This is a genomic window from Pseudomonas sp. ABC1, from assembly GCF_013395055.1.
In the GTDB taxonomy this organism is placed as follows: domain Bacteria; phylum Pseudomonadota; class Gammaproteobacteria; order Pseudomonadales; family Pseudomonadaceae; genus Stutzerimonas.
In genome coordinates this window covers 578,047-597,059 of record NZ_CP058349.1, presented here as the reverse complement: position 1 = coordinate 597,059, position 19,013 = coordinate 578,047, and the positions used below count along the sequence as shown (strand labels likewise).

Genomic DNA, 19,013 nt, shown 5'->3' with positions numbered 1-19,013 from the left:
CCTTTTTACGGAAAAAAAATCCCCCTCCCCATAAAAACGGGGAAAGCCGAAATCTGCCTGCAGCTTGTTTTTGCAGGTGGTTCCGTAAACCGCTAAAATCGACGGCTTCCGGAAAACGGAGCCTGGCCAAAAAGCACCAGGCCCCGGTACTACCCGGTCAAGTGGTGGATCTTCCCGCTAGAAAATCACCACCACTTTTCCGGTCAAACCTCTTGCATTTCTGGAATGGCTGCTTACGCGGCCAGCAGGAGGTCGCTTTCGACTTCTGCGAATGCAGTCGACGCCTCGACCGAGGAGAAGCTGCTCGGTGCGGTAGCGTAGTAGTCGAACGACACGCTGCTGCCGTTGGCGCTCAGGTAGCTGTTGATGACGCTGATGTCGCTTGCGCTGCTGATTGCGCCACCGGAGAAACCACTCAGGTATGCATCCAGCACATACTCGAAAGTCGAGGTGGCAGCCGCCGCTTCATCGAACGTCAAGTCGTAGATGATGGCGGAGTTCAGCGTGACCTGTTCGTAGTACTGCGGGTAGCTGAAGAGGCCTTGGTTGCCAGCATTCACCGTGATGGCGGCATTACCGTTTGCGACGCCGAAGGTATTGAGCGCCACGTAGTCCACCGCCACGTTGAAGTTGTTCACCACCAGCAGGGGTTCGGAGGTGTCGAACGCGGTCAGCGTAGTCTGTCCCGGAGCGTAGCCGGTATCTGCGGCGTAACCCAGCTTCAGAGTATTCAGGCTACCACTGGTCTCGAAGCTGTATTTGCCACCACCTGCATTAACGGTATCCCACGAGAAGCCACCCGTAGACTCCAGGACGAACTTGGAGCCGAAGGCACCAGGCCCGAAGGAATCCAGCCCTTGCCCCGCATACACCTTGAAATCGTAGAGTTCATACGGGAGGCTGCTATTGGGATCGTAGATGCTGTTGAGCTCTCCGGCTCCGCCGGTGTGGTATACATTCCCCACCGTCAGAATGGAACCAATGCTTTTCGTGGCATTGGCACCAGTCTGATTGCCGTTGTCATAGTCTCCCAACCATGCGGTAACGTTACTTTTCAAAGACATGATGTCTTCTCCTTTTCACAAGCCGGTCGCCACACCGGCGAAATATGCTCTGGTCACCATGACCAAAGCGGCTAACCGTCAGAAACGGTATTCCAAGTTGGCCGTCAAAGTGCGACCAGGGTAGAAGTTGTATCCCCATGCGGTGGGTGTGGCTTCCATTTTGTTGGTCACATTGGCTAGATAAATTCCGGCCCTTAACTGGTCGTTGAATTGGTAATTGACAAACAGGTCGAACTTGATGACTTTGGGCCAGAGATAGGCTTCTATAAACTGGCTTTGACTTGGTATCGGTTGGGTTTGTCCTGCCTGCGTTCCAAGGTGGTGATCATCCTGGACGTTTCTGTCATACCAGTAGGCGGCGCGTTGCCTACCGCGATAATGCATCGTGCCGCCCAGTTCAAGCCTACCCTGCATAGGGGTCAGTGCAGCAGTCAGACTGCCTCGAATGGGTTCAATCGTGCCTGCTTCCATCCAGTTCCAGCTTGAATAGCAAAGGCGTTCTCCTTTGCCAATATCGGTATAGGAGTTTCCCCCATCACTTGTGGTCCCTGTTTGGTACGCTCTACCACTAGGCACTTGCCAAGAGCAAAGCTTGTTGTCGTGTCGAATAGGCAGAGTTAGGTTAGTTCGCACATAAAACAAAGGCTGACGATACGCCAGATTCAGTTCAACACCTTGACGAATAAAGGGATTGAGATTATTGACGCTGGCCTGATCATTGCCTATTCCTGGCCAAGGGTAGCCTTCTGGAAGCATGGGGCCCCATGTAATGTAGTTGCGGATGCGATTACGGTAGACATTCACCCCTACATCTAGGCGGTCACTTGCGGCAAGCCAGCCTTCCTTCTTGTAGTTCATCCCCAGTTGCAGCGAGAGATTCTCTTCTGGTTCAAGATAGGGGTTTGCATAGAAATCTGCCCTGTTGAGTTCACCATGCATATACATTTCATTGCTGGTTGGCGCACGCTCGCTGTATCCCGCTTGCGTATAGAAAGTCAGGCCAGTTCCGGGAGGGCTATATGAAACACCAAAATTGGCAGACTTGAGATCCCACTGATGATCTCGCCGTCCTCTGACTGTTCGGAGATTACCGTACTGTGAGTCAGTCTTAATTTTGGCACTGCTTTCTGCTGTGGCGGCTGCCGCAAGTTCTCTTAACTCATTTCCGGAATAGCCTAAGCCACGGTAATAATTTCGCCAATACGATGTACCATAAACAACACCCTCTTGACCGATGTTCCCTTCCGTAAACACCGGGTTCAACACATCAAGCCAAACTCGCTGAAAACCAAAGCCTACACTCGCTTGCCACGGGCCTGAACCTTCCGTGCTTAATGAAAGGGCCAATCCCAGAGTATCTGTACGTGAGTCAGGGTCAAACCGCATCACGTCGATATCTCGTCCTTGCGTCTCTAATAGGTATCTTTCGTAATACTCCGACTCCGTTTCGCTATCAACCTTCTTTCTGGCTTGCCTAAATTCCAATCCAGTATCTAGACGAAAAGGGCCGATAACTTCTGATTCAAAGCGACTGACGTTACTTAGCTTTATCCCTGTTGAGCCGACATCAGTGAAATAGTGAAGAGGTTGGTTTGCGGCAAAACCATCACTACCTCCGGTCCAGTTTTGTTTTCGATCCTGGCTCTCATGGAAAATTTGCACTTCAGGATTGAATATCTCTGAAAAGCTACCTTTCCATTTTAAGCTGGCCACTTGATTTTTCAGCTGTGTTCGGACAGACCATGGGTAGTCATGCCAAGAAGCCTCACCATCGACCCACCAATTATCTTTTGTTGAGTTTTCATTTACAGGAACCCACACAGCAGGTTGTTGGTCTGTTTCGTATTTGGCTTTGCTTGAAAAGACAAATAACTCCAGACTCTGGTCGTAGTCATCATTGAAATAATGCCGCAGCCTTAACATCTGCGAGTCGGTTTCTTTTTGAGTTCCCTTTAATGGATTTTTGGCGGCTTGTTTAAACCACTTGGCTTGATCTGTAGTGAGGCCGCAATTGCTCATCCCTACATATCCATTTGCATGGTAACGGCAAGGGCCGTGCTGATTAATATCACGGATTGATGATCCTGTAACGTCATGATGGAACCATAAATTCCTGCCGTGAATGCCATGCATTAGCTCGTCGTTGCTAATGTTGTCGCCAATTTTATAGAAGTCGTTTTTGCTGTGCGATGCACCGACCATTGCTTCCCAGCGTTCATTTCGCCCACCAAGGAAAAATGACCCAGATGGTTTTTGACCATTGCTATATTCACTGAATCCGGTTGAACCCCGAACCATGCCGCCAAAATCTTTGCCTGGGCGCAGAATATCTTCCAGATCGAGATACTTGAAATCTACCGAGCTTCCCAGGCTACCCAAAGCACCAGTTCCTGAACTTCCGCCTCTTGTGACGTCAATGCTCTTCAGAAACTGCGGATCAATAAAAATGGAGCCGGTCTGGCCGATGTCACGAGTGAAGGCATGGAAATTCTGATTGATCCCTTCAAGCGATTGCGCCACACGCCCATGCCCCGCAATGCCTTGTACGCCAACAGACACTTCTGGCCTGGCATAAAGGCTGTTGACAGACGTACCCGAGATTTGATCAATCAGGTCACTCATGTGGCTGGCACCGCGCCGCTCCACATCTTCCTTACTCGCCCCACTGGTGTTGCCTATGGCCTTCTTTTCTTGTTCGGCTGTGCCGACTACCTCCACGGCATCCAGCATGTGAGGGGCGTCGGCATCGGTGATAGTCAGAACAGACGGTTCTTCCTGGTCAGGGGAGGGGCGCTGTGCGTCCTGGGCAAATGCTTGATGGCCAGAGAGCACCAGGGCAACGGCCAGGCACAGACGGCTGGGGCGCAGGTGCAGGCCATCCTGGCGCTGCTGGGCCGGTCTGCGTGCCGCTTGCCCATGTCGTGTGCAGAAGGCGATGCCCTCTGTGCTTCCTGCGTTGTCTCCCCTGAATACCATCTGAATCTGCCTTTACTACGAACAAGAGATTAAATGATAGGCATTTACAATATTGCGCAAGGCATGCCTATTCCCTGGCTGGGCTCTGTTGCCTCCATGTGCGCTCCTTGCCCCTTGCGGCTGCGATGTCCGCTTCAACAGGGTGGAGTGAGAGCTTGCGATGAAGACTCTTGTGGAAGGCTGTCGATTACCAGCTAAGCCCGATGATTACCAAAAACCGCAAACCGTGCTAACGGTTTACGGGAAAAATTTGACATTTCGGGGTTTTTTGTTGCAGTACACCATGCGCGGCGGGTAAGCACTTGCTTTCGGCCACCGCCGTGGCATGGCCGAAAGCTGTGGTGTGGCGGAGGAGGGCGGGAGTTACTGCAGGCCATCGCTCGCCAGTTGGCGTTGCAGCTTGGGGGTGATGCCCAGTGCACACTGCTTGGGCGAGATGCCGGTGTGGGTGCGGAACAACCGGCTGAAGTGGCTGAGGTTGGCAAAGCCGCAACTGATGGCGGTTTCGGTGACGCTGGTGCCGCGTTGCAACAAGGTGATGGCAACGTCGAGTCGGATGCGGGTCAGGCAGGCATAGACCGAGCAGCCGAACATGGCATGGAAGCCCGATTGCAGGCGTTTTTCGTTCAGGCCCACGGCGCGGGCCAGGGTTTGCACGGTCCAGTCCTGGTCGTAGCTTTTCTCCAGCAGGGCGCGAGCGTCGATCAGGTGTGGCCTGTCGGCCGGAACGGGGAGCTTGGCCTGTTGGGCTGAGAGGTTTTCGCGCAGGAAGCAGGCGATGGCCTCGAACGCCTTGGCGCGAAGGTACAGATCACGCGAGATGCAAGGGCCGGGGTAGGTGCAGCCAAAGCCCAGCAGATCGCAGGCTATGCGTTGCAGGCCGCTGGAGGCGGGCATGACACCGAGGAAGGCGTCGATGTGCGATTGATCGCCAGCCACGGTGCAGATGCGGCTGCGCAAGTCGTCCATCTGCAGGCCAGTCAGGCCAGCCATGGCGGTTTGCGGCATGTGGATGCTGACCATGCGGAAGGCACCTTCAGATTGGCCGTCGAGCACGTCCCAGCCTTTGGCGTATGAGCCTGTCGCCATCATGATGGCCGACCCCGCCTTGGCATCGAGCACGGCACCATCATCGAAGGCAGCCTGCATGCGGCCTTCGAGCAAGATGTTCACGCTGAAGGCCGATGGCCCTTCTGCCTGAAATGCCCATTTGCTGCCTGGGCGACCATTGATGCAACTGATGCACAACCCTTCGCAGGGTTGGTACATGTGCACCGCGTGCCTCCAATCTTCGTGTACGTGGTCCAGCCCTTCTTCCGGCAGTTTGCCTGGGTCAAGGGCTGGTTGGCCGGACACTGTCTCTGCGTTCCCCGCCATAAAAATTTCCTGAAAACATCAAATTTTTTCCGTAAACCGTTAGCGCCATTTTTCTGTTGGCGTAATGATGCTCGATATCACTATTACCTATCTTATCGCTAAATATACAAGATAGACATTGGCAATTGTGATTTACCCGCATCTAGCCCATGACAAAAGCCTTAATCAGGCCACGGACTTTTTCAGTATGTCGATTTCTTCCCTAGTTCCGTCGCGCCTGAGTGCGCGGCAGGTTTTACCTGCTATTGCAGGCATCTATATCAGCCAGACGATTATTACGGCGTTAACCACCCAGGCCCTGCCTTCGCTGTTGCGCGATGCCGGAGCTTCGTTGCAAGTGGCGGGGCTGACTGCCCTGCTATGGATACCCTGGGGCATACGTTTTCTGTGGGCACCCGCGGTGGAACGCTTGCGTTTGCCGGCAGGACGGCTGCAACGACGTTCGCGCACGCTGGTGCTGGGCGGGCAATGGTTGATTGCAGCGGTGCTGCTGGTTCTGGGGCTGGCCGCACTGGCTGGGCATTTATCGCTGGCTGACCACGCCGGGCTGATTCTGGCCGGGCTGCTGGTAGCGGCCTTGGTGGCGGCCACCACGGACGTGGCGAGCGATGGCTTTACCGTGGAGCAGCTTGCCAGCCAACAACGCGGCTGGGGCAATGTGGCCCAGGTAGGCGGCAGTTATGTCGGCGCGATGCTGGGCGCAGGCGGCTTTTTGCTGGTGGTTGGCACACTGGGCTGGCCGCAGGCATTGCTGGCTGCGGCACTGGCGATTGTGCTGTTGAGTGTGCCGATGATGCTGCTGCGCGAACCGCCACGCGATCCGGCATTGGCAGTGAACCACCGGCCTGGCCTGCTGCATGCCTTGCGCCGCCCGGAAGTGCGCACGGGGCTGTTGTTGATGCTGTTGTCGAGTATCGGCGTGCGCCTGACGCTGGGCATGTTCGGCCCCTTCCTGCTGGACAAGGGCTTGAGCCTGGAGGAACTGGGCTGGTTCTTCGGCACGCTGCACCTGGGCGCGGGTCTGACCGGCGCGGTGCTTGGCGGGATGCTGGTGCGCGCCGCACCAGGCTGGCGGGCGGTGTGGATTGCGGTGAGTTTGAAAGCCCTAGTTCTGGCTGCGCTGACCCTGGCGGCACCGACGGCATCCCTGACGGTGTTGATGGTGTTGGTGGGGCTGATGTTCGCAGCACTGGGTTTTGTGTGGGTGGCGTTGTACTCGGCCTTGATGGGGCTGACCTCGCCCTTGCAATCCGGTGTGGATTTCACCTTGTTCCAGAGTGCCGATGCCTTGCTGGCAGTGGCCGGTGGCGTGGCCGGAGGCTGGCTGTCGCAGCATCTGGGCTATGAGGTGTGCTTCGGGCTGGCGGCAGCTTCAGCCGTGGTAGCGGTGCTGGTGGTCAAACGCAAAGGCCCTTCCCTGGACAACATCAGGGAGCTACACGGCGTATGAGCAAAGGCAATTCCCGGGCGGTACCGGGCGTCTGGTCCATCATGCGGCCTGTGCAGGGCCAGATCCGCCTGGGCATGGCATTGGCCGGTCTGGCAGCCGCCTGTGCCCTGGGGGCCTTGTGCGCCCTGGCGTGGGCAGTGCATGCCTTGCTGACTGCACCTGGCCAATGGCCGTGGCCAGCTTTGATGCTGGCTGTCGCACTGACGGTATTGGCCTATGTTTTGCGGCTGACGGCATTCAATCGCTCGCATTTCGCCGCGTTTCAGCTGGAAACCCGCTTACGTACCGATCTTTCCGAGCATCTGGCGCGGGTGCCGCTGGGCTATGTGCAGCAGACCGGCTCTGGCGCCTTGACCAAGGTGATGATGGATGACGTCAAGGCGCTGCATGTGTTTGTGGCCGATAGCACGCCTTTGTATGCGCGGGCTTATGTCTCGCCGGTACTGACCTTCGTGCTGCTGTGGTGGCTGGATTGGCGGCTGGCCTTGGCGGCTACTGCGGTGCTGGCTGTCGGTATGGCAGTGGTATCACTGGCGATGCGCGGCAGCGGTGAGATGATGCAGCGTTACCACGCCGCCAGCGAGGACGTGAGCAAGGCCGTGGTGGAGTATGTGCAGGCCATGCCGGTGGTGCGTACCTTCGACACCGGCACGACCACGTTCCAGCGTTACCAGCAGGCACTCAATGCCTTCGTCGAGGTGGTGTTGCAGTGGTACCGGATGGCGGGTGTGTCGTCGCGCTTGTCGATGGCCATCCTCAATCCGCTGCCCACACTGGCAGTGCTGGTGTGGCTGGGCGGCTGGCTGATCAGCCGTGATGCGCTGGCGGCTTCGACCTGGCTGGCAGTGCTGCTGGTGGGCACGGGCATGGCTGAGTCGCTGCTGCCGCTGATGTCGCTCAAGCACCTGGTCGCCAAGACACAGATGAGCATCCACCGCATTCACGAGGTGATGGCCGAGCCGGAGTTGCCGGTGGTGGATATTGCCCAGGCCAAGGTGCCGCGAGATGCGAGCGTGCGCTTCGAGCAAGTGGATTTCCGCTATACAGCCGATGGTGAGCGGGTGCTGCAAAGCGTGAGCTTCGAGGCAGCGCAAGGCAGTGTCACGGCGTTGGTCGGCCCCTCTGGCGCAGGCAAAACAACCGTGGCGCGACTGATTCCACGCTTCTGGGACGTAAGTTCCGGCTGTATTCGGATCGGCGGCGTGGATGTGCGCGAGATGCTGCCCGAGGTCCTGATGCAGCAAGTGGCATTTGTGTTCCAGGACACGTTTCTGTTTGCCGACACCATCACCAACAACATTCGGCTAGGGCTGGGAGCCGCGACCATGGATGAGGTCATCGCCGCGGCCAAGGCGGCCCAGGCCCATGAGTTCATCATGGCGTTGCCGCAAGGCTATGAAACGCCCGCAGGCGAGCGGGGCGTGTTCCTCTCCGGTGGGCAACGCCAGCGCATCACCATCGCCCGCGCCATTTTGCAGAACCGGCCCATTCTGGTGCTGGACGAAGCAACAGCCTTTGCCGACCCGGAAAATGAGGCGGCACTGGTGGCCGCACTGTCGAACCTGATGCGCGGCAAGACAGTGCTGATGGTGGCGCATCGGCTATCGACCATCCGTGATGCCGACCAGATCCTGGTATTCGACCAGGGGCGGCTGGCTGAGCAAGGCCGGCACGATGCGCTGGTGGCACAGGGCGGCGTGTATGCCCGGCTGTGGCACAACTATGAAACCGCGCAGAACTGGTCGCTGATGGGAGTGCACTCATGAACAAACCACACCCCACGCCCAGCATCACCCCCTTGCTTGAAACCTGGCGGCAACTGATGAGTAGTGCCCGCAGCCGCGCCCCCCAATTGCGGGCCAGCCTGATCGGGCTGGGCTTGGCTGCTGCCCTGCAAGGCCTGGCACTGGCATGCCTGATGCCCTTGTTCCAGGCACTGATTCCGCAGGCGGATTGGACTGCCGCCTGGCCCTGGCTGCTGGCGATGACGGCCTCGATGTTGGCGAGCACGGCAGTCCGTTGGTGGGCCCAGGGCTTCGATTACCGAGGCGACATGGTGCACAACACCCATGAACTGCGCACCGAGCTGGGCGAGCAATTGCGGCGTATTCCGCTAGAGGTCTTGCAGGACAAGCGCACTGGCGCGGTGAATGCCACGCTGCTGGGCAATGTGGACGAGACGCTGAGCTATATCCTGACCGTCGCCAACATGATGGCAACTGCCCTGGTCACGCCGGTGGTGGTGGCGCTGGCGGCCCTGTGGTTCGACTGGCGCATGGGGCTGATTCTGCTGCTGGTGTTTCCGCTGCTGATTCCACTGTACCGCTGGCGGCGTCCGGCCTTCGGGCGCGGCATGCGCATGCTGGCCGATGCCAACGAGCGCACCAGCAGCGATATTCTGGAGTACACCCAGGGCCTGCCGGTACTGCGGTCGGCATGTTGTGTGGGTGAGCATGCTGTGGCTTTGCAGGCAAGTTTCAAGCACCTGGAAATGATCCAGACCATCGGCCAGAAGAAAGGCACCAAGCCGAATCTGATTCTGGCAACCGTCATGGAGCTGGCGATCCTGTTGGTGGTGTTCGCCGGTACCCTGCTGGTCGTGCAAGGTTCGCTGGATGTCGCCATTCTGGCGGCCCTGATGGTGATCGTGGTTCGTTTTGCCGAGCCGCTGGCGACCTTTGTGCTGTATGCCAAGGTGATTGACCTGATCGAGGCCGCGTTGGGCAAGATCAATGCCTTGCTGGCCGTTGCCCCCTTGCCCCAACAAACGCCCGAGCAGATGCCGGACGCCTTTGATGTGGCCTTCGAGGGGGTGCGCTTTGGCTATGCCAGTGCCAAGGAGCCTACGCTGCGGGATCTGAGTGCGCATCTGCCAGCCCGCAGCCTGACGGCCTTGGTCGGCCCTTCGGGCAGCGGCAAGACCACCGTCACGCGCTTGCTGATGCGTCATGCCGACCCGCAGGCCGGAGCCATCACCATCGGTGGCGTGGATATCCGCGCCATCACGCCGGAGCAACTCAATGCGCTGATTTCCGTGGTGTTCCAGGACGTGTACCTGTTCGACGACACCATCCTGGCCAACATCCGCATGGCCCGGCCCGACGCCAGCGATGCAGAGGTCGAGGCCGCCGCCCGTGCGGCCCATTGCCATGAGTTCGTCACGCGCTTGCCCGAGGGCTACGCCACACGCGTGGGCGACATCGGCGGGCGGCTCTCGGGCGGCGAGCGTCAGCGCATCAGCATTGCGCGGGCCATGCTCAAGAACGCCCCCATCGTCATCCTCGACGAGCCTACTGCCGCGCTGGATACCGAGAGCGAAGTGGCGGTGCAGACCGCCATTGATGCCCTGGTGCGTGAGCGCACGGTGATTGTGATTGCCCACCGCCTTTCCACCATTGCCGCCGCCGACCAGATTCTGGTGATCGACGACGGGTTGGTGGTGGAGGCCGGTAAGCATGCCGATCTGCTGGCCTGTAAGGGCCGCTACGCCCGCATGTGGCAGGCCCAGCAAAGTGCCAAGAACTGGCATGCCAGCCGCGACGCGCAACCAAATTTTGACTTAGCAGGAGATTGAATCATGCCCCCCTTCAAATTGCGTCTTCTCAGCCTTGCGCTGATTTCGCTCCATTCCCTGGCAGGAATGGCTACTGCGCAAGCACAAGACGTAGCGACAGACGCCGGGGATGTTCAGTCGCTTGCTCCTGTGGTGGTGTCGGCCAGCAAACGCGGCGAAACCTTGGAACAGCTCAATGGTGCCGCCAGTGTGGCCGACCGCCTGGCCCTGGACGATGCCCAGGTAAGTTCAACCCTGGAGCTGGATCGGGTCTTTCCCGAGCTGTATATGTCGCACAGCGCGACATTCCTGTTCCCGATCATCACACTGCGCGGGGTGACGTCTGCCCAGGACTTCTACAACCCAGCCTTGACGGTTTATGTGGATGGCGTGCCGCAGTTGCCGACCTTTGCCGCCCAGTCGTTGTTGGGGGTTGAGCAGGTGGAACTGCTTAAGGGGCCGCAAGGCACGCTGTATGGCAAGAGCGCTCAGGGCGGCGTGCTCAATATCGTTTCTCACAAGCCAGACAACACACCCCAGTTCGCGGCCCGCGCCGGCGTATCGAGCCGCGATGGCTATCAGGTGCAGGCGGAGGGCTCCGGTCCGTTGGTCGAGGATCTGTTGTACGGGTCGGTGTCGCTGCTGGGCAATGACGTCAATGGAGATATTCGTAGCGACGTGATCGGCAGCGACAAGCTGGGTGGTGTGCGTTCGCGGGCCGGCAACGTGAAGTTGCGCCTGGCACCGACCGGCAGCCCATGGGAGCTGAACCTGAGTGGCGGGCGCGATTGTGCTACGGGTGACCAGGAGGTCTATACCTTGTTCGACGATTACAAGTCGCGCAGGGCCTATGTGTCGCCAAATCTGCCAGAGGCCTACCGGGATTACCGTCAGAAGCGTTGTGCCAACAGTTTCGCTGCCAATGGACAGTACGACTTCGACCAATGGCGTTTGAATGTGATCGCCAGCAGCCAGCGCGTGCATACGTCGCGCCACTGGCCGATCGACATTTATTTCCCGCAGTTCTCCGAGCACTGGAAGCAGAATACCCAGGAAGTACGTCTGTCGACACGGGCGGAGGAGACTGGCGGTGCCTCTTCACGCGCATGGGATGCCGTGTTCGGCCTGTACCGCCAGGAAGTGGATATGTCGCGGGGTTATCAGTTCGACATGGTGGTGCCAAGCCTCTATCGGGTGGTGGATTCGGCATCAAGCAACCGCACCGAATCCCTGGCGGCTTATGGGGATGTGACCTGGCATCTCACCTCCAAGGCGGATATCACAACCGGCCTGCGTTTCACCCGGGATGAGGCCAGAACCCGTTTTGACGGCGAGCAGATGGGCAATGGCTTCCAGGGCCAGGCGGCATCGAACCAGAACACCTGGCTGGGCCACATCGCCGCTGGCTACCAGTTCGCCCCGCAATGGCGGGGCTACGTCAACGTGGCACAGGGCTATAAACCGCTGGGCTACAACCTGGCCCCCTCCAGTGTGGACGATGCCAAGGGCTATGGCCGTGAACGCTCGATCAGCTACGAGGCGGGTGTGCGCTATTCCGCCGATACGCTGCGCGCCAGCATGGCTGTCTACCGCGTAGACAGCAAGGACGTGCAGCTTTATGGCGATGGCGACATGGGCAATCAGACCTTGCGCAACGTCGGTGACACACGCTCGGTTGGCGTGGAGTTCAATACCGAGTGGGATATCACCCGACAATGGACGCTGAGTGCCGGAGGCTTCGTGAATGACGCCACATTCCGCCGCTTCGAGGACTCCAGCGCCTGCACCGGCTGCAAGCACAACGACGTGCCTATGGCCCCCCGCTATGGCTTGACCCTGGCGGCCAAGGGCAATGTGCGGGTGGGCGATACCGTACTGAGGCCGCAACTGTCGGTCCGCCGTACGGGAGCGCATTATTTCGACAGTGCCAATACCTTGCGCCAGAGCGCCTATACCGTCGTGGATGCCGGTCTGGCCTGGAGTCCGACCAACAGCCTGGAATTGATGCTCTATGCCCAGAACCTGACCGACAAGGACTACCGGACTTATGGTTTCTCCTACGGGGCGACCGGCAATTTCGCTCAAGTGGCACCGGGCCGAACCGTGGGGCTGACGGCAACCTATATGTACTGATGCAGGTCTTCGCTTCATTTGGACGGCACTCAGGCCCCAGATCACGATCGGCAACCCCCTTGATGAACACATCGGATATGGAGGCTAAGGTGTCAATACACCCTGATTCACGGCATGCAACGGCCTTCAACCTGAAGCCACTGATGGTGGCCTACATGGCCTGCACGATGGCCATGATGGCGTTCGTGGCGCTGATTGGGCCGATCGCGCGATTGCTGCACCTGCCCGCATGGCAGGCAGGTGCAGTTGTCACGGTGGGCGGTGTACTTTGGATGCTGCTGTCGCGCCCCTGGGGCACCTTGAGTGATCGGCGTGGGCGGCGCGCGGTGCTGCTGATCGGCGTGGGCGGTTTCATGCTGGCCTATTGGGCGATGTGCGCGGTGCTAATCGTGTCGCTGCATGTGCTGCCTGCTGCCGGTCTGGTGTTCGTCGGGCTGCTGCTCAGCCGCGGCGCGGTGGGTGCTTTTTTTGCGGCCATACCGGCAACCGGGCAGGCGCTGGTGGCCGATCACTTCCCCCCGGCGCAGCGAGCCGGTGCGATGGCGTCTCTGGGCGCAGCCAATGGCGTGGGCCTGGTGGTTGGCCCGGCGCTGGCGGCGGCGCTGGCCGAATACAGCCTGGGCTTGCCGTTGTACGTTACAGCGGTGCTCCCGCTGCTGGCCTTCGGCATCCTCTGGTTCAAGCTGCCGCGCAATGAGCGTTCCGCTGGCAGCGAGTCCGCCATGCTGCGCCTGGGCGATGCGCGCTTGCGCAGGCCGATGCTCGTGGCTTTCGCGGCAATGTTCAGCGTTGCCATCGGGCAGATCACGGTGGGTTTTTTCGCCATCGACCGCCTGGGCCTGGAGCCGGGACCAGCGGCCCGGGCCGCTGGTCTGGCGCTGACCCTGGTGGGCGTGGGCCTGATCGCCGCGCAGCTGGTCGTGCGCAAGTTGCAGTGGACGCCACAACGGCTGATTCGCATCGGAGGCCTGATCAGTGCCATCGGTTTCGGTACGGTCGCCCTGGCATCGACCCAGTGGATGCTGATGACCAGCTTCTTCTTCGCCGCGGCAGGCATGGGCTGGGTGTTTCCTGCCTTCTCGGCGCTGGCCGCCAACGCGGTGCAGCCACACGAGCAAGGCGCGGCCGCTGGTTCGGTCGGTGCGGCGCAGGGGTTGGGTATCGTGCTGGGGCCGCTGGCGGGCACGCTGCTCTACGAGGTCGGGCCTGGCGTGCCCTATGTGCTGGTGGGCGTGCTGCTCGCCTTAGTGGCGCTGCTGGCGGTAGGTGCATCGTCCAACCAACAGTAACTGCGGCGGCTCTGGCATGGGCGTCCCCGCGCGCTATCGCAGTGCTGCCCCCTTCGTGTCGAAGTAGTGTGCAATGTCCTTGGTCAAGTGGGCGACATTGATACGGGTTTTGGCGCGAAAGTCTTGTGATACCGAGAAGGAGCTTCCCGGCATCAAGAGGATGCCTCTTGCCTCCAGGCGCTCGATGTAATCGGACAGGTCTTCGATGTCGGGATGCTCGATCCACAGGAACATGCCACCGTCCGGTTCGATCTCGAAGTTCCAGCCGTATTTCCTGAGAGCCTTCTGCCCCAACTTTTGATGGGTCATCAACTGGCGCTGGATTGCCTGTGCGTGCCGGGTGTATGTGCCATCAGCAAGGATGGTGTTGACGAAGCGTTCACAAAATCCGGGAACGGCCACAGAGGTCAGTAGTTTCAAGTGCCTCAACGGGCCCATCAGGTGCGGTGCGCAACCGATGTAACCGATGCGCAGCGATGCAGACAATGATTTCGAGAAACTGCCGATGTAGATGACGTGATCGAGGTCGTCCAGTTCTGCAAAGGTCTGTCGTGTGCCAGGGCAGAAGTCCCCATAGACATCATCCTCCACGATCAGGAACTCATGTTCGATGGCGCGTTTGAGTACCCTGAAGGCCACTTGGGGGCTCAAACCCGCGCCAGTCGGGTTGTGGTAAGTGCTGTTGCAGAAAAACGCCTTAATCTTGTGAGCCTGCAGCAGCCGATCAAGGCTGGCGATGTCCGGCCCCTCCCGCAGACGAGGCACGCCCAAGGGAATGCCGCCGTACAACTTGATCAGCTTGATGAGATTGCCGTTGCATGGCTCATCCACCAAGACGTGATCGCCGGGCGTGATGAGCAAATGCGACACCAGGTCAAGCGCCTGGGTTGCGCCCAGAGTGGTGAGAACCTGATTTGGCGAAAGCTCTATCTGGGTGTGCTTACGCAGATGCACGGACAACTGCTTACGCAACGGCAAGTAGCCCTGAATGTCTCCATATTCCACCAACGCGCTTTGCCCTGAACGTGCGGTCTTGCGCACGGCCTTTGCCAGCGCGTCCGTATCCCGCCAGGGCAGCGGAAGCCAGCCGCAACCCAGCTTGATCTGGCCTGGCGGCGCTTGCAGTAGCTTGTACAGCGGATCGGCCGCCTCACTGGTTTCGGACACCGGCGGCTGATCCGTAGCGGATGCCCAGTTAGAGACGAAAAAGCCACGACCTTGCTGTGCTTCCAATAGGCCTTCGGAGACGAGCTGCGCATAGGCGGTCACAACGGTGTGATGACTGACACGTCTGGATGTCGCGATCTTGCGAATGGATGGCAGACGTTGCCCGGTCGTCCATTCACCGCGCAGCAAGCCAGCCCTGAGCTGCGCCTGAAAATCCACGGAATGCCCTCAAACTGTTTGTAAAAAACTCATAACAGTTTTCAGGATACCACATGAACTGTGCGAGACAGAGGCTGGAAGTGTGGCCAAAATTAAAGGAATAAGCATATAGCGATTGATCGCATAAGCATAGTCAGGGGAGACGGAGCTTTCTTGTGGAAAGAACAAAACTGAATGATTTGGACGAGCACGTAGAGCCTTTCATATTGGCGGCATTGCTGGAATGTGCGAGCAGGGAGGATTACGTCAGCCTGATGAAAACGGATGTGATGGAAACCCTCTCCACCCAGGTTGGCGATGATCTGTTGGCATTCACGGACAAGGACCCTGCTGCCAAATCAGACCCGATTTTCATACTGAAAACATACACCTCGTTCTCTGCGGTTCTGCACTATCGAATATCTCACTGGATTCACAAGGCGAACATGGCTGGTGGAGCCAGCTGCGTGGATGATTCTCTGCCAGGCCTGCTGTCACGGCGGGGAAAGATGCTGTCCGGCGCAGAAATCCATTTTGGTAGCGAGATCGGCGAACGCTTCGTTCTCGATCATGGCTACGGAACCGTCATCGGTGAGACGTCTGTGATTGGCGATGACTGCTACGTCCTGGGTGGCGTCACGCTAGGGGCAAGAGGGATCTGCGGTAATCCCCACGCATCGAGACATCCTCTGGTCGGGCATCGCGTTCAGATTGGCGCGTTCACTTCCGTGCTGGGCCGGATTCAGATTGGCAATGATGTTTTCATCGGCCCGAACTGCATCGTCACGCAAGACATCCCCGACGGATTCAAGGTGAAAGTCAAGTCGTCCATTCAAATGATTTCACCGGAATGCCGAAAGGAAAATTGACATGTTTGATACCGCAGCACATACGAAGAAACTCTATTACCTGGACCAATACTTGACATCCAGCAGCGCAAGAATCGTTGGAATCGACGAAGGCTGCATGGCCTTGGACCGAACTGTTTTATATCCCGAGGGTGGTGGACAGGAGTCTGATACAGGCCTACTCGAAACCCCTTTCGGCACCTTGCACATCATGGCCGCAAAGCTCATGCACGGTACTCCAATCCATCTTGATGGTTTCAACGGCGGGAAATCAGGCGGTGTGATTGTCCACCATGTCGCGCCGCAGGATCAGGCCATGCTTGCGAATCTCACGCCCGGTATGGCAGTGACGGTGCATCTGAATGCAGAACGACGACAGAAATTGACGCTGTCGCACAGTGCCAGCCACTTCCTATACGCGGCGGCAGTGGCACTGCGCCCCGAACTGAAAGAAAACACGATTGGCTGCCACATCAAGGAAGAAGGCGCTCGCTTCGACTTCATCGCCAGCGATCCATTTGTGCCAGATGAGATTGAAGCCATCGAACGGCATGCCAACGCCATGATTGCCCGGGCACAACCGATAACCATCGAAGCGCACCCGGAAAACGCAGATGCCCGCACCTGGATTTATGAGGATATCCGCATTCCGTGCGGAGGAACGCATCTGTCATCTCCGCAAGACATTGGCTGCATTCGGGTAACCCGAAAAAAGCTCGGAAAAAACAAGGAGCGATTGATGTGCGCTTTCGATGACGCACGGATCAGCATTGATAACTACCATGAAACGGAACTGTGAAATGAACCACCGCCTGCCATTCAGGACTTACCTCTACTTCTTGGCGCAGTCCGTCAATCTCACCACCGCCGTGATGTCGGTGACGATGGCTGCACTGGTCGGGGCGGCATTGGCTCCAGAACCGTGGATGTCAACCATCCCTTATGGGTTCCAGTTTCTGTTTGTCATGATCATGACGTACCCGGCATCCCGGCTGATGTCGGCTATCGGCAGGAAAAAGTCTTTCCTGCTTGCCACGATTCCCCTTGCAGCCTCGGGCGTAGCGGGCTTTCTGGCGGTGGAGCGGGGATTATTCCTCCTACTGGTAGTTGCACACTCGCTTCTTGGCATTTATATCGCCTTTGCCAATTTCAATCGGTTTGCCGCCACCGATGGCATTTCTGCTGATCTTAAACCTCGGGCGATTTCCCTGGTGGTCGCAGGCGGCGTTCTTGCCGCCATCATTGGCCCGCTGTTGACGAGCAACCTGAAGGATTTTGGCTCGTTGCAGGCATTCTCTGCCTGCTATGCAGCGTTCGTCGGGCTGGCTGTCGTGTCTCTGGTTTTGAATTTGTTCGTCACGGAGGCTGTGGCCCATCCTGGCCAGGCAAGCAGCTCGGCGAACCGGAACGTCCAGGTTAGGGTTGTGCTGAAAAACAAGGTCATCGTGTTGGCGATTGCCATTGCCGCAGTGGGTTATGGCGTGATGAACCTACTGATGATCCAGGCTTCCATGCACATGTCGAACATGCACGTTCACTTTTCAGACGTTAGTGCTGCGATTCAATGGCATGTACTGGCGATGTTCGCCCCCTCTTTTGTCACGGGTTTTCTTATACAGCGGCTTGGGCTGAGAACCATCATCTTCAGTGGCGTTGTGCTGCTGCTTGCAAGCAGCGCAGTCAATATCGCGTCGCATGACTATCTTGCACTGAGCATTTCGCTGATCGCGCTGGGGCTGGGGTGGAACTTCACCTATGTCGGCGGCAGTGCCTTGCTGACCGAGGCACTGGAAGATTCTCCCGAGCTGTCCGTCAAGGTGCAGGGTTTGAACGACTTCGGGATTTCGGTCATGGCAACGCTGGGCGCGTTTGCGCCTGCATTCCTGCTGACGTGGCTGGGATGGAACGGCACCAATCTCATGAGCATGGGCCTATGCCTGGTGTTGCTGGTGTTTTCGGCGGCGGTACTTGGGCGGCGCAGTCCCGCCAGCGCAGTGTGAGGTGTACGCATGAGCCATCTTGTTCAATGTGCCAACCAGATACTCGTGAAGACGGAGCTGGACAACCCAGGTTGCAGCCACAAATATCGCGCCGCAAAGTTCATCGTAGATCAGGCTGTTGCTTGCGGGGACATCATCCCCGGTGAAACAACTGTCATTGAGAAAACCGGCGGGAACTTCGGATTCGGACTGTTGATGGCATGCCAGGCACATGGTGTAGGCGTGGACCTTGCCATCGGATTGTCATTCAGCCAGCGCAAACGTAATCTTCTGGAATTCTTGGGCGCTCATTTGATAGGCAAGGAAATGCTGGCTGCAGGCATGACGCCGAAAGAGGTTGTCCAATACCACCTGGATGAACAACATGCACTTGGTAAGCAGTATTTTTATACTGACCAATTCCAGAACCGAATGGGCGTTGAAGCCCACCGGCAGCAGACCGGAGCGGAGTTGGTGTCACAGCTAGAGCAGCGAAAAGATGCAGGGCATGAGGTCGTATTGGTCGGCGGCGCAGGGACTGGCGCTAGTTTCACGGGAGTTTCCCTGGCGCTCCGTGATGCCGGTTTTCAGTTCAATACCGTCCTCGTCGAGCCCGAAGGATGCGACATGCGGTCGGGGCTGTTCAGCGAGCATAGGATCGAAGGGATTTCCGTTGGCGTTTCTGCACCATTTCTCGATTGGGGTCTGGTACACGAAGTTCAAACGGTCCAGTTGCAGGAAGTGCTTGCGGCGCAACGCTGGTTTTACTTGCAAACAGGGATATTTGTCGGAAACAGCAGTGCCGCCAATATTGCTGTGGCCCGTAATATCCGAGCAGCAAAGCGGTTTGATGGCGTCCCCATCGTGACCCTTGCCTACGACTCTGGCCTTTGGTACGACGACTTCATGGCCGTAACGGTTTGAGTGGCGTTGCGGCGAACTCGTCAGGAAAGCCTTATTCTTCGTGATGGTCTCCGGG

At 58.1% G+C, this 19,013-nt stretch carries 13 protein-coding genes; 9 read left to right on the top strand and 4 right to left on the bottom strand.

Annotated features, from left to right (window positions below):
• Positions 1–233: 233 nt before the first annotated feature.
• From HW090_RS02455 to HW090_RS02445, 3 genes are all read right to left on the bottom strand, one after another.
• On the bottom strand, positions 234–1,064 hold the full coding sequence (locus tag HW090_RS02455) for a hypothetical protein (protein WP_179111988.1): 831 nt from the start codon (positions 1,062–1,064) through the stop codon (positions 234–236).
• A gap of 78 nt (positions 1,065–1,142) precedes the next feature.
• Positions 1,143–4,040: a TonB-dependent receptor plug domain-containing protein gene (locus tag HW090_RS02450; protein WP_179111987.1), complete on the bottom strand. Its 2,898-nt coding sequence runs from the start codon at positions 4,038–4,040 to the stop codon at positions 1,143–1,145.
• A gap of 363 nt (positions 4,041–4,403) precedes the next feature.
• On the bottom strand, positions 4,404–5,309 hold the full coding sequence (locus HW090_RS02445) for an AraC family transcriptional regulator (RefSeq protein WP_179111986.1): 906 nt from the start codon (positions 5,307–5,309) through the stop codon (positions 4,404–4,406).
• Between the two features lie 295 nt (positions 5,310–5,604).
• Here HW090_RS02445 and HW090_RS02440 point away from each other — a divergent pair, with 295 nt between their 5' ends.
• The 5 genes from HW090_RS02440 (at position 5,605) to HW090_RS02420 (ending at position 13,842) form a co-directional block, all read left to right on the top strand.
• Positions 5,605–6,867, top strand: a complete 1,263-nt coding sequence (locus tag HW090_RS02440) for an MFS transporter (protein WP_179111985.1) — start codon at positions 5,605–5,607, stop codon at positions 6,865–6,867.
• Positions 6,864–8,633, top strand: coding sequence for an ABC transporter ATP-binding protein (locus HW090_RS02435; RefSeq protein ID WP_179111984.1), 1,770 nt, complete (start codon positions 6,864–6,866; stop codon positions 8,631–8,633). The genes HW090_RS02440 and HW090_RS02435 overlap by 4 nt, the downstream gene beginning before the upstream one ends.
• Positions 8,630–10,441 carry an ABC transporter ATP-binding protein gene (locus HW090_RS02430; RefSeq protein WP_179111983.1) on the top strand — a complete coding sequence of 604 codons (1,812 nt, stop codon included), beginning with the start codon at positions 8,630–8,632 and terminating at the stop codon, positions 10,439–10,441. The genes HW090_RS02435 and HW090_RS02430 overlap by 4 nt, the downstream gene beginning before the upstream one ends.
• Positions 10,442–10,444: 3 nt before the next feature.
• Complete coding sequence (locus HW090_RS02425) at positions 10,445–12,553, top strand: TonB-dependent receptor (protein ID WP_218673559.1); 2,109 nt, start codon at positions 10,445–10,447, stop codon at positions 12,551–12,553.
• A 77-nt stretch (positions 12,554–12,630) separates the two neighbouring features.
• Entirely contained in the window at positions 12,631–13,842 is a 1,212-nt protein-coding gene (locus tag HW090_RS02420) for an MFS transporter (RefSeq protein WP_256930778.1), read from the top strand.
• A 33-nt stretch (positions 13,843–13,875) separates the two neighbouring features.
• Here HW090_RS02420 and HW090_RS02415 read toward each other — a convergent pair whose 3' ends face one another.
• Positions 13,876–15,228 carry a PLP-dependent aminotransferase family protein gene (locus HW090_RS02415; RefSeq protein ID WP_179111981.1) on the bottom strand — a complete coding sequence of 451 codons (1,353 nt, stop codon included), beginning with the start codon at positions 15,226–15,228 and terminating at the stop codon, positions 13,876–13,878.
• 155 nt (positions 15,229–15,383) lie between these two features.
• Between HW090_RS02415 and HW090_RS02410 the strand changes: the two genes are divergently transcribed.
• From HW090_RS02410 to HW090_RS02395, 4 genes are read left to right on the top strand one after another with little or no spacing between them, the layout of a single operon-like run.
• Positions 15,384–16,076 (top strand): serine O-acetyltransferase, encoded by a 693-nt coding sequence (locus HW090_RS02410; RefSeq protein WP_256930722.1) that lies wholly within the window; start codon positions 15,384–15,386, stop codon positions 16,074–16,076.
• 1 nt (position 16,077) lies between these two features.
• Complete coding sequence (locus HW090_RS02405) at positions 16,078–16,854, top strand: alanyl-tRNA editing protein (RefSeq protein WP_179111980.1); 777 nt, start codon at positions 16,078–16,080, stop codon at positions 16,852–16,854.
• Between the two features lies 1 nt (position 16,855).
• Positions 16,856–18,055: an MFS transporter gene (locus HW090_RS02400; protein ID WP_179111979.1), complete on the top strand. Its 1,200-nt coding sequence runs from the start codon at positions 16,856–16,858 to the stop codon at positions 18,053–18,055.
• 9 nt (positions 18,056–18,064) lie between these two features.
• Positions 18,065–18,958: a PLP-dependent cysteine synthase family protein gene (locus HW090_RS02395; RefSeq protein WP_179111978.1), complete on the top strand. Its 894-nt coding sequence runs from the start codon at positions 18,065–18,067 to the stop codon at positions 18,956–18,958.
• Positions 18,959–19,013: the final 55 nt, after the last annotated feature.